This window comes from Thalassotalea sp. LPB0316, from assembly GCF_014898095.1.
Taxonomy (GTDB): Bacteria; Pseudomonadota; Gammaproteobacteria; order Enterobacterales; family Alteromonadaceae; genus Thalassotalea_G.
Map to the genome: position 1 here is coordinate 1,801,241 of NZ_CP062946.1, position 12,559 is coordinate 1,813,799.

General features: G+C 41.9%; 10 protein-coding genes. 8 read left to right on the forward strand and 2 right to left on the reverse strand.

The features are described 5' to 3' along the window. Window positions 1-262 precede the first annotated feature (262 nt). The 5 genes from pnp (at window position 263) to LP316_RS07990 (ending at window position 6,949) form a co-directional block, all read left to right on the forward strand. Window positions 263-2,389: a polyribonucleotide nucleotidyltransferase gene (gene pnp, locus LP316_RS07970; protein WP_193020496.1), complete on the forward strand. Its 2,127-nt coding sequence runs from the start codon at window positions 263-265 to the stop codon at window positions 2,387-2,389. Window positions 2,390-2,533: 144 nt separating this feature from the next. Next, window positions 2,534-3,424 carry a lipoprotein NlpI gene (gene nlpI / locus LP316_RS07975; RefSeq protein WP_193020497.1) on the forward strand — a complete coding sequence of 297 codons (891 nt, stop codon included), beginning with the start codon at window positions 2,534-2,536 and terminating at the stop codon, window positions 3,422-3,424. Between the two features lie 9 nt (window positions 3,425-3,433). Further along, window positions 3,434-3,796, forward strand: coding sequence for a hypothetical protein (locus LP316_RS07980; protein ID WP_193020498.1), 363 nt, complete (start codon window positions 3,434-3,436; stop codon window positions 3,794-3,796). Beyond that, entirely contained in the window at window positions 3,757-4,851 is a 1,095-nt protein-coding gene (locus tag LP316_RS07985; protein WP_193020499.1) for a hypothetical protein, read from the forward strand. Before LP316_RS07980 ends, LP316_RS07985 begins: the two co-directional genes overlap by 40 nt. 427 nt (window positions 4,852-5,278) lie before the next feature. Further along, entirely contained in the window at window positions 5,279-6,949 is a 1,671-nt protein-coding gene (locus LP316_RS07990) for a SufS family cysteine desulfurase (protein ID WP_193020500.1), read from the forward strand. Here the strand turns inward: LP316_RS07990 and tcdA are convergent. Continuing rightward, window positions 6,927-7,715, reverse strand: coding sequence for a tRNA cyclic N6-threonylcarbamoyladenosine(37) synthase TcdA (gene tcdA / locus LP316_RS07995; protein ID WP_193020501.1), 789 nt, complete (start codon window positions 7,713-7,715; stop codon window positions 6,927-6,929). The genes LP316_RS07990 and tcdA overlap by 23 nt on opposite strands. Before the next feature lie 648 nt (window positions 7,716-8,363). Next, window positions 8,364-9,650, reverse strand: coding sequence for a citrate synthase (locus LP316_RS08000; protein ID WP_193020502.1), 1,287 nt, complete (start codon window positions 9,648-9,650; stop codon window positions 8,364-8,366). A gap of 419 nt (window positions 9,651-10,069) precedes the next feature. On the opposite strand from LP316_RS08000, the gene sdhC reads away from it, so the two are divergent. Genes sdhC through sdhA form a run of 3 tightly spaced genes read left to right on the forward strand, consistent with a single transcriptional unit; the run spans window position 10,070 to window position 12,558 of the window. Beyond that, window positions 10,070-10,444 (forward strand): succinate dehydrogenase, cytochrome b556 subunit, encoded by a 375-nt coding sequence (sdhC, locus tag LP316_RS08005; RefSeq protein ID WP_193020503.1) that lies wholly within the window; start codon window positions 10,070-10,072, stop codon window positions 10,442-10,444. Beyond that, window positions 10,438-10,785: a succinate dehydrogenase, hydrophobic membrane anchor protein gene (gene sdhD, locus LP316_RS08010; RefSeq protein ID WP_193020504.1), complete on the forward strand. Its 348-nt coding sequence runs from the start codon at window positions 10,438-10,440 to the stop codon at window positions 10,783-10,785. Before sdhC ends, sdhD begins: the two co-directional genes overlap by 7 nt. Then, window positions 10,786-12,558 carry a succinate dehydrogenase flavoprotein subunit gene (sdhA, locus tag LP316_RS08015; protein ID WP_193020505.1) on the forward strand — a complete coding sequence of 591 codons (1,773 nt, stop codon included), beginning with the start codon at window positions 10,786-10,788 and terminating at the stop codon, window positions 12,556-12,558. Window position 12,559: the final 1 nt, after the last annotated feature.

Below are 12,559 nucleotides of genomic sequence, written 5' to 3' on the forward strand. Positions count from 1 at the left end.
GAGCAAGTGGTCAAACCAGATGGTGGCATCCGTAAATCATTGAAAATACGGTCTTCTAAGTGATGCCTAGGTCATGAGAATGCGTTTTTCGAGAATAACCTATCAGCTTTGGCAGAAAATTTTTAGCATTCTTAATTAAATTATCTATGGACACGCTAGTAAATCAGTGTTTTGTCAGTATAATTAGCGGGCAAAATTAAATGAAAGAAAAAAGAGCTGATTTAAATAGGTAGATCAGTGTCGAAAATAAGGAATAAAGTTAATGTTTACTCCGGTAACTAAAACATTTCAATACGGTCAACATACCGTAACTCTAGAAACAGGTGTTATTGCACGTCAAGCAACAGCAGCTGTTATGGCATCAATGGACGACACGAGCGTATTAGTTTCTGTTGTGGCGAAAAAAGATGCTGTAGAAGGTCAAGATTTCTTCCCATTAACGGTCAACTATCAAGAAAAAACATACGCTGCAGGTAAAATCCCTGGTGGTTTCTTCAAACGTGAAGGTCGTCCATCTGAAGAAGAAACGTTAATTGCACGTTTAATTGACCGTCCAATTCGTCCGTTATTCCCTGAAGGTTTCACGAACGAAGTACAAGTTATTATTACGGTAGTTTCTGCTAACCCAGAAATTGCCCCTGATATCATTTCTTTATTAGGTACGTCTGCTGCATTAGCCATTACTGGTGCACCATTTAACGGTCCAGTAGGTGCAGCACGTGTTGGTTACAAAGACGGCCAATACTTATTAAACCCATTACAATCTGAATTAGAAACTAGCCAGTTAGATTTAGTTGTAGCAGGTACTGAATCAGCTGTATTAATGGTTGAATCAGAAGCGCAAGTGTTATCAGAAGACGTTATGTTAGGCGCTGTTGTTTACGGTCACGAGCAATCACAAGCCGCTATCAAAGCGATTCAAGAATTCGCAGCTGAAGTAAACAACCCTTCATGGGATTGGGTTGCACCTGAGAAGAATGCTGAGTTAATCGCGAAAATTGACGAGTTAGCTGCAGACAAAGTAAACGAAGCGTACCAAATTACTGAAAAAGCAGCTCGTTACGAGCGCGTTGCTGAAATTCGTACAGAAGTATTAGCTGCTTTAACTGAACAGTTAGGTGAAGAGCTAAACGAGCAAGAAGCGAAAGACTTATTCCACGATTTAGAGAAGAAAGTTGTTCGCGGTCGCATTACTTCAGGTATGCCGCGTATCGACGGTCGTGATCCTGAAATGATTCGTGCATTAGACGTGATGACAGGTATATTACCACGTACTCACGGCTCTTCATTATTCACCCGTGGTGAAACACAAGCATTAGTAACTGCTACCTTAGGTACAGCGCGCGATGCACAAAAAGTTGAAACTATCTTAGGTGAAAAGACAGACAACTTCATGTTGCACTACAACTTCCCGCCATACTGTGTTGGTGAAACGGGTTTCATTGGTTCACCTAAGCGTCGTGAAATTGGTCACGGTCGTTTAGCTAAGCGCGGTATCTTAGCCGTAATGCCAACTATTGAAGAATTCCCATACGCAGTTCGAGTGGTATCGGAAATCACTGAATCAAATGGTTCATCTTCAATGGCGTCTGTTTGTGGTACATCATTAGCGTTAATGGACGCGGGTGTTCCGATTAAGTCTTCAGTTGCCGGTATTGCAATGGGCTTAGTTAAAGAGGGCGACAGCCACGTTGTACTTTCAGATATCTTAGGTGACGAAGATCACTTAGGCGATATGGACTTTAAAGTAGCGGGTACTACCGAAGGTATTACTGCACTTCAAATGGACATTAAGATTGAAGGTATTACTAAAGATATTATGCAAACTGCGCTTAACCAAGCAAAAGGTGCACGTATTCATATCTTAAAAGTCATGGACGAAGCGATTGCTGGTGCGCGTGATGATATCTCTGAGTTTGCTCCGCGCATTCACACGATGAAGATCAACGCTGACAAGATCCGTGACGTTATTGGTAAAGGTGGCGCAACGATTCGTCAACTTACTGAAGAAACGGGTACAACAATCGAAATCGAAGACGACGGTACCGTTAAAATTGCGGCAACTGATGGCAAACAAGCAGAAGATGCAATTGCTCGTATCGAAGCGATCACTGCTGAAATCGAAGTAGGTAAAATCTACACCGGTAAAGTAGTACGTATCGTAGATTTCGGTGCGTTCGTTAACGTATTACCAGGTAAAGACGGCTTAGTTCACATTTCACAAATCTCTGAAGAGCGTGTAAATGCGGTAACTGACGTATTATCTGAAGGCCAAGAAGTGACGGTTAAAGTATTAGAAGTTGACCGCCAAGGCCGTGTTCGTTTAAGCATTAAAGAAGCTGCTCAAAAGAGTGCTGAAGAAACAGCTCCTGAAGCGCCTGCTGAATAATGATTTAAACAAAGAAGATTGAAAAAGGAGACGCATAAGTCTCCTTTTTTGTATCTGTTACAAGATGAAACGGTGGCAAGACACACATTTATTTATCACAGTCGCTACTATATACTGAAGAAAAAGAAAATTGATGAGAACTTTGTGAAACCAATATCCTATTTATCTGCTATTGTTTTAGCCTTTTCCTTACAAGCCTGCTCTAGTTTATCGACCTCGTCAACACAGGCTGTTGAACAATTAGTTATTGCAGAGCCATTGACGGTTCATTACAAAAGTGAAATAGCCTTAGCGCGTTTATCCGAAGTGTTAACTCGTGCAGATATTACCGATGACCAACGAGCGCAATTATTTTACGACCGCGGTGTAATTTATGATAGTGTCGGTTTGCGTTCGCTTGCGCGCCTTGACTTCACCCGTGCATTGCGATTAAAAAACGATTTAGTGGATGCCTATAATTTTCTGGGGATCCACCTAACGCAAAACCAAGAGTTTATTCAAGCCTATGATCAGTTTGATTCGGCAATCGAGTTAGCACCGGATCACGATTATGCGTATTTAAATCGCGGTATTGCACTTTATTACGGTGGCCGTGCAGAGCTTGCTAAAGAAGATCTTACTACTTTTCATCAGCAACAAGTTAATGATCCTTATCGTATTTTATGGCTTTATTTGGCTGAACGTAATGTTGATCCAAAAACTGCATTAGCAAATTTAAAATTGCGTGCAACACAAGTCGATGACGACGTTTGGGGTAAAGAGATTATTCGACTGTATGCTGAAGAAATTTCTCAAAGTGCCTTTATTGATACGCTAACTGTAGGTGTTTCTAGCTCGAGAGAGTTAGCCGATAGGCTTTGTGAAGGTTACTTTTACCTGGCAAAATATCAACAGTTCAGCGGTAATAACAATGCCGCGGCGAATTACTTTAAACTGGCGTTAAGTACAAATGTTTACGAGTTTGTTGAGCATCGTTACGCTAAGCTTGAGTTACAATTAATGCGTGAGACACTGGTCAACTCACCGCAAAGTTAAACGGATTCTGTGAAGTTTTTTCGACTCGTTATTTTATTGAGCTTGTTGACGTTATTGTCAGCAAGCTCTTTTTTATTAGCCCCGTACTTACAAAGTGCATTAACGAGTGATGATAACCAAACCAGTGACGCCGAAAAGACTAATCAAGCACTTGTTGCTTTAGGGGTAAAACACCGGCAGATAATTGCACTCGAGCTTGCTCGCGATCATCAAGCAGTCGGGACTAACCAGTGGTTATCACTGAGTCAGCAATTGGCACGGCAAACCCCTAGTCACGCACTTGAGCTCGCTGACTATTACCTTGATAATCATGATGTGACGAGTGCAATGCTGTGGTTAAAGCCTCAACTAGCCCAAAAGTCCCCCAAGTGACGCTGGCTTATGCCAAAATGTTGTTGTTAAAGGGGCATAATCAACAGGCTTTTGAATTACTCATTTCTAACCAAACACTACGATATCACGATGTAACTTTTGGACTAGCAATAGAGCTTGGCAATCTAGATTATATGCTAAGTACAATTAAGCAACGATCTAGCGAAGCCGATTTAGCTAATTTCATTGCCTTGCTTCAAGCTGTGTATTTCGATGAGTTGCCTATTGAGGAATTGGATAAACATCGCAGTTTGTTTAGCGCACAGCGCATTTCTTATTTTCAGGTAAAGCCAGCGCAGAGCTGCAAGCGTACCATTACATTTTTAGCCACAACAATTGATGATATTGAACGGCTCAGTAATCGATTAACAGCTCTAAGTGATCACCCAATCACACAGGTTGTTTGTCCTGTCGAGGTTCGATATCTGCCGATAAGTTGGTTAGATTGCCAAGCCAATAGTGGTGAGCCGATTATGTGTGATGAACAAGTTTTCAATGCTTTTACCAAGCTGGTTAATACGGATTATCTCGGTGTGCTATTACCTGAAGGGGGAGCTAATGTTCACGGTGGTATTCTTTATCTTGATCGTGAAGATAGTGCTGAGGTCATCGCCCATGAATTGGGCCATCTGGCAGGCTTTATTGATGAATATCCTTTGCGTGAAAACCATTTGGCTTGCCAGCAAGCCAATCAAGTGATCGGGCGAAATGTGGTGACATTATCCCTTGACAATAATTCAACTAGAGAGCAACTCTTACAATTGCTTCCATGGCGAGCGCAGATCAAAGAAACAACGCCATTATTCACAGTGTTTGATGGTGAAAGAAAGGTCGGAACCCCAATCAGCCACCAAGCAGAAGTGGGTATTTTTTTAAGTGAGACATGTCAAAAAAACGCCTTAATAAATGCCTACAAGCCGATTAAAAAACCTAACTTTATGCGTTATTTTGAATTACCCATGCCTGAGCCCTATATTGAGATGCTTGACGAAATGATCAAAGAGCCAGCCAGTCATACGTTTTTTCAGCCCGGCTTTCGGAATAATCTCAACTAATTGACCCAAGCACTGAGCTTTAATACCAAATGCACAACCATATAATTCACTTGCTATCAGTGCTTTTCATCTAGCATAACAAGCGATGTATTCGGTTCATCCTCCGCTGATTTATTCCTCAGTTTGATTGACGACAAAGCATACTTCACCTGATAACTATTAACTTGAGCTATCGGCCACGTCAGTGAGTCAGTGGTAAACTTTGGTGAGATTGTTGGGCTGGATTGTTGTTTTCCATGTTGATTTTTATTAAACCATGAATAGAGTGCCATACTGCCTTACCCTTATGAGAAGACTCATCTTTAGTTATAGCTTTAATTCACCATTTTCGCGAACTAAAAAACCGTTTAATTAAGGAAAAACTACCAATATCCTCAGCGAAATCTTAGGTATAATATGCGCACTTTATGACAATATGACGACATTGATGAGCCAATTACAAAACTTTAGAGATCAATTTCCGTTGCTTGAGCAACAGGTTAACGGTAAGCCACTTATTTATTTTGATAATGGTGCTACAACGCAAAAGCCATCATCAGTTATTGCGGCTAGTGGTCAGTTTTATCAAAGTCAAAATGCCAATGTTCATCGGGCCTCGCATGCTATCAGTACCAGAGCTACACAAGCGTTTGAGGAGACGCGTAGGCAGGTACAAGCGTTTATTGGCGCGCAATACTCTCATGAAGTTATTTGGACCTCAGGGACTACCCATGCAATCAATTTAATCGCTCAGTGTTGGGCGCTTGAAAACTTGACTGCAGGCGATGAGATAATTATTTCAGTCGCAGAGCATCACGCCAATATCGTGCCATGGCAAGTCGTCGCTGAGCAAACAGGTGCAAGGCTTGTTGCCGTTGGCTTAACGGATAAAGGTATTGTCGATTTAGCTGACTTTGAAACATGCCTAACTCATCGTACTAAGCTCGTTGCTGTTAATCACATTGCAAACGTTACAGGTATGATAAACCCAATCGAAGCTATTATTGCACGGGCTAAAGAAGTCGGTGCCAAAACACTGATTGATGGCGCTCAAGCGATTGCTCATTTGCCAATTAACGTTACTGAGCTTGATTGCGATTTTTATGTTTTCTCGGCGCATAAAATGTATGGTCCCACTGGTCTAGGTGTGCTCTATGCAAAGCAAGCGCTACTCATGCAAATGAAACCCTACCAATATGGTGGTGAGATGATCAAAACTGTTAGCTTAAAAACAGGCACAGTGTTTAATGAGCTACCGTTTAAGTTTGAAGCGGGTACGCCCAATATTGTTGGCGTGGTTGCCTTTGCTAAGGCGATAGAGCTAATCAAAGACAACTTTGATTTTATTCATCAGCAAGATGCCGCGTTAAGCCAATATTTATTTGATAAACTCACAGACACTGACGGCGTTGAATTGGTATTTAGTAGACAGGCTGATATACCCCTTTATGCCTTTGTGGTGAATAACCATCACAACCAAGATGTAAGTAGCTATTTGGATAGTCAAGGTATTGCCATAAGGGCAGGGCATCACTGTGCAATGCCGCTGATGGAATCCTTGCATATGAATGGTTGTTTAAGAGTCTCGCTTGCACCTTATAACACGATGGCTGAAATCGATATTTTTATTGATAAATTAACAGTGTTTATCAAAGGCGAAACAGACAGTTGCCTAGATACCGGTTCAGGCAATGAGTTAGCAACAAGCATTCGATCTGAATCAATGGAAATGAACGAGATCATCGAGCGCTTCACTCAGGCAAAAAGTTGGGATCAAAAGCATCGAGAAATTATGCTATTAGGAAAGTCGTTTGAGCGTATGGATAAAACATTAAGAAGCGCTCAGTCACTAATTTCTGGCTGTGAAAGCCAAGCTTGGCTCGTGGCGATAAAGCAAGGAGAAACGTTTTACTTTTATGCCGATAGTGATGCCAAGATCGTTCGTGGATTACTGCGGATAACGCTAGCCGCTTATCAACACAAAACTGCCGCACAGATTCAAGCCTTCGACATCAATGCATATTTTGAAAAGTTAGGGTTATTGAGTCATTTAAGCCCATCACGAGGCAATGGGCTATTGGCGATTGTTGAAAAAATTAAAGCGTTAGCGCTTTCTTGATCAGTTTTTTCAAGACTACAGAGGTTGCAAAAAAAGCAAAACTAGCCGTCACATGGGTGATGGCGCCAAAGCCGCCACTGCAATCTAGGCGCATCGCACCGTCGTTTGACTGTTTTGCATGGCAAACTTCACCATCGTCAGTAGGATAAACTAACTGCTCAGTTGAATAGATAGCATCTATCCGAAATTTGCGTTTAGTATTTTTAGGGAAATTATAATCTCGGCGCAATTGGTTTCGCACCTTTGCTAATAACGGATCTTGATAGGTCCGACTCAAGTCGTCAACTTTTATTTGTGTCGGATCAATTTGTCCACCGGCACCGCCAATGGTGACTATCGGCAACTTAATGCGTTTGGCTCGGGCGATAATTGCTGTTTTAATTTTGACCGAGTCAATAGCATCGACGAGATAATCGTAGCGTTCATCGATATGTTGATAGAGATTTTCCTCAGTAATAAAATCTTCAATTTCATTGACGATACAATCAGGGTTAATGTCTTTGACTCTATTCGCCATGATTTCAACTTTGCTCTCACCAACCGTTGAGCTCATGGCGTGAATTTGACGATTAGTGTTGGTGGTACAAATATCGTCTAGGTCAATTAACGTTATTTGATTAACACCACTGCGTGCTAGAGCTTCAGCAACCCATGAACCGACGCCGCCAATCCCGATAACACAGATATGTGCCGCTTTTATTACATTAGCGCCTTGCTTGCCATAAAGTCGTTCAATACCGCCAAAACGCAATTGATAGTCAGTCATAGGAGAATCTCATAACGTTAAAAAAACGGCGCATTATACCATTATACCAAGTGAATTAAATATTTGGTCACTCAGCGAGATTTAAAAGGCTTTTAGACACAGGTTGTAAGTTCCAGACACAACCTAAGTACCTACATCCATGTAGGCAACGCTTTGATTGCCGATAATGGTTATTCTCGACAACTGCGTCCTGCGTTGTTCTAATGCCCCACGTCCATGTGGGAACCTTACTAAAATCAGTAAAGACAATGTGCTCCTGCTTTGTCACCTTACCCCACTTCCATGTGGGGCAACGAAGTATAAAAGTCTTTTAAACTCGCCCTTGGGAGCTCGTCAGAAAAGTGATAATTTTGCAAATTTATTTGATGGAGAATGCTACATTGGCATAAATTTCCTTTATTCTAACTTCCCTGACGTAGCTCTGAGTCGGTCAAATATTTATTTCAATTGGTATTAGTCGTATGAACAGCGCGGCGGTGCTGGTGAACAAAGTTGTATTGAATAATTATTCAAAAGTTATTTTGGTCGTTGAAAATATCAAATATCGCCATAGAACATGGAAGTTAAATAAAATGTGGCGAAAATAAAAAAGGTAGCTCGCAAGCTACCTTTTTTGTTTTAAATATTTCAGCTATTTAAAGCGGAAAGTTATCTGTCTTTTAACGGCGTAAATTCGCGGTCAATCTCACCTGTGTATAGTTGGCGAGGACGGCCAATTTTCTGACCTGGTTGAGATAACATCTCATCCCAGTGTGAAATCCAACCAACCGTGCGAGACATCGCGAAGATAACGGTAAACATGCTTGTAGGAATGCCTAACGCTTTCAAAATAATACCTGAGTAGAAGTCTACATTCGGGTATAGTTTCTTCTCGATGAAGTACGGATCTTCTAAAGCAACTTTTTCTAATGCCATAGCGACGTCAAGTAGTGGATCAGTCACACCTAAATCAGCTAAAACTTCATGACACGTTTCACGCATTACTGTTGCACGTGGGTCGAAGTTTTTGTAGACACGGTGACCAAAGCCCATTAAGCGGAATGGATCAGACTTGTCTTTTGCTTTTGCAACGAACTCATCAACGCGAGATACATCACCAATTTCTTCTAACATGTTTAAACATGCTTCATTAGCACCGCCGTGAGCGGGGCCCCATAAAGATGCAACACCCGCTGCAATACAAGCGTATGGGTTAGCACCTGATGAACCAGCTAAACGCACTGTTGATGTAGAAGCGTTTTGCTCGTGATCCGCGTGAAGTGTAAAGATACGGTCCATTGCGCGCGCAGCTACTGGGCTTACATTGTATTCCTCTGCAGGCACAGAGAACATCATGTGCAAGAAGTTTTCAGCGTAAGTTAAGTCGTTGCGTGGGTAAACGAATGGTTGGCCAATACTGTACTTGTATGCCATTGCAGCAATAGTCGGCATTTTCGCAATTAAGCGGTGGGCACTGCGCATGCGTTGGTCTGGCTTATCGATGTCTAAATCACTGTGGTAGAACGATGATAACGCACCAACCACACCACAAAGCATTGCCATTGGGTGAGCATCAGGTAAGAAACCTTGGAAGAAATGTGCGAGCTTTTCGTGCACCATGGTGTGCTTGGTAATAATCGATTTGAAGTCGTCGTATTCTGCTTTAGTTGGCGCATTACCGTTTAATAATAAGTAGCAAACTTCAAGAAAGTCAGCTTCTTTCGCTAAGCTAGCGATAGGGTAACCACGATGCTGTAAAACACCATTGCCGCCATCGATGTAAGTGATTGCTGATTCACAAGATGCAGTTGCTAAGAAACCTGGGTCATATGTGAAATAACCAGCACCACCAAGTGTACGGATATCAATAACGTCTTGACCCGCTGTACCTGATAAAATTGGTAGTTCAGCGATCACTTTACCGTCAATACTTAGAGAGGCTTTAGAGTCAGCCATACGTATATCCCCTATGATTTAATTTTAGTTAGTTCCATTTTTTCAAGGCTGCGAGCGAGCGATGAAAAAATACTCAAATTTTATGAATATAAAACTGGTGCCGTATTCTAATGCAAGATCCCCCTTAAAGTCAATGCAATTGTGAAAATGTGTACGATTAGATCAAGATAGTTGCCATTCACATCACTTATGTTGATTAAAATTTAAACGCAACTTATTAGTAGTCAACGAAAATTGTATTTCTTACGTATCAACTATATAATCAGTTCGATCTGTGAATATGCTTGCTATATTTGTAATCAATTGTAGTTCAGATTCGCTGATTGCTTGGGGGACTATTCAATATTTATTATTTATTGAGTGGTTTAAGAGGAACGAAAAAAAGTAGAAGGCTCATAAAGAGCTCTTTAGGCAATATCGTGAAAAAACAACGTCCTGTAAACCTAGATTTAACTACTATCAAAATGCATCCTGCCGCTAATGCATCAATTTTACACCGTATTTCTGGTGTTATCATGGTGTTTGCCGTAGGCATTTTGTTATGTCTTTTATCTCTGTCATTATCATCTGCCGAAGGATTCGCTGAAGTTGAAGCTATGCTCGATGGCTTGTTCTTTAAGTTAATTATCTTAGGCATCGTATCAGCAATTATTTACCACTTCTTAGCGGGTGTGCGTCACTTGATGATGGACTTAGGCCACTTTGAAGAGAAAGTTTCTGGTAATACAAGTGCTAAAGTGGTTATCGCCCTTTGGATTATCTTAACAATTTTCGCTGGAGTTAAGTTATGGTAAGCAATGCTGCAACTGTAGGCCGTAGTGGCGTACATGACTTTATTTTATTAAGAGCGAGTGCTGTAATTCTCGCTGCTTATTCGCTATTTTTAGCGTACTTTTTCTTGACCACTCCAGACGTTACGTATGACATTTGGACGGGCTTGTTTTCAGGCTTGGGTGTTAAAGTATTTACTATTCTTGCCTTATTCGCGGTGCTAATCCACGCGTGGATTGGTATTTGGCAAGTATTGTCAGATTACGTAAAACCTGCGTTTATTCGCGGTGCTTTACAATTTATTTTTTCAGTAACCTTAGTAGCGTACTTCGTTGCAGGTTTAATCACTGTGTGGGGTGTGTAAGTGAGCGTTCCAGTTCGTGAATTTGACGCCATTGTAATTGGCGCAGGCGGCGCGGGTATGCGCGCTGCATTAGCAATTTCTGAATCAGGCAAATCTTGTGCACTGATTTCTAAAGTATTCCCAACGCGTTCGCATACGGTATCTGCCCAAGGTGGTATTACCGTAGCACTTGGTAACGCCCATGATGATAACTGGGAATTCCATATGTACGATACCGTTAAAGGTTCTGATTACATTGGTGATCAGGATGCAATTGAGTACATGTGTAAAACAGGTCCTGAGGCCATTATCGAAATGGAGAACATGGGGTTACCATTCTCTCGTTTCGAAAACGGTAAAGTATACCAACGTCCATTCGGTGGTCAGTCTAAAAACTTCGGTGGTGAGCAAGCTGCTCGTACTGCTGCGGCTGCTGACCGAACAGGTCACGCGTTGTTACACTGTCTATACCAACAAAACGTTAAAAATAAAACTAACGTTTTCTCTGAGTGGTACGCATTAGACTTAGTGAAAAACGAAGACGGTCACGTTGTTGGTGCTACTGCGATTGACATCGAGTCAGGTGAAGTCTGTTACTTTAAAGCTCGTGCTACGGTTTTAGCAACAGGTGGTGCCGGCCGTATCTTCGCATCAACCACTAATGCTCACATCAATACAGGTGATGGCGTCGGTATGTCACTGCGTGCTGGTGTTCAAATGCAAGATATGGAAATGTGGCAGTTCCACCCAACAGGTATTGCGGGTGCTGGTACATTAGTAACAGAGGGCTGTCGTGGTGAAGGTGGTTACCTACTAAACAAAGATGGCGAACGTTTCATGGAGCGTTACGCACCAAATGCTAAAGACTTGGCTGGTCGTGATGTTGTTGCTCGTTCAATGATGACTGAAATCCGCGAAGGTCGTGGCTGTGACCATCCTCAATACGGACCTCACATCAAGTTAAAATTAGACCACTTAGGTCGCGAAACACTAATGCAGCGTTTACCAGGGGTATGTGAGTTATCAGAAACATTCGCACACGTTCACCCTGCAGACGAGCCGATTCCAGTAATTCCTACGTGTCACTACCAAATGGGTGGTGTACCTTGTAACGTCAATGGTCAAGCGATCCACTTTGACCCTGCAACGGGCAAAGACACTATCATTGAAGGTTTATTCGCCGTAGGTGAAATTGCTAACGTGTCTGTTCACGGCGCAAACCGCTTAGGTGGTAACTCATTACTTGACTTAGTTGTTTTTGGTCGTGCGGCAGGTAATTTCTTAGGTGAATACTTAGCGGGTACGCAAAACGGTAAAGATGCGTCTGAATCAGATTTAGAGGCTGCATTAGCTCGCTACAACCGTTGGGAATCATCAACTGGTGGTGAAGACCCAGTTCAAATCAAGAAAGACTTACAACAGTGTATGCAGATGAACTTCTCGGTATTCCGTGAAGGTAAAGCGATGGCTGAAGGCATGAAAGAATTAACTGAAATTCGTGAGCGCCTGAAAAATGCACACCTAAAAGATAAGTCTCGTGAATTCAACACTGAGCGTATTGAGTGTCTTGAATTAGACAACTTAATGGAAACTGCTTTTAGTACAGCAAAAGCTGCTAACTATCGTACTGAGTCTCGCGGTGCACACTCACGTGAAGACTTCTTAGACCGTGATGATGAAAACTGGTTATGTCACACAATTTACACACCTGAAACAGAAGAAATGTCTAAGCGTGATGTAAACATGAAACCCGTTCATCGTGAAGCTTTCCCACCGAAAGTAAGAACGTACTAAG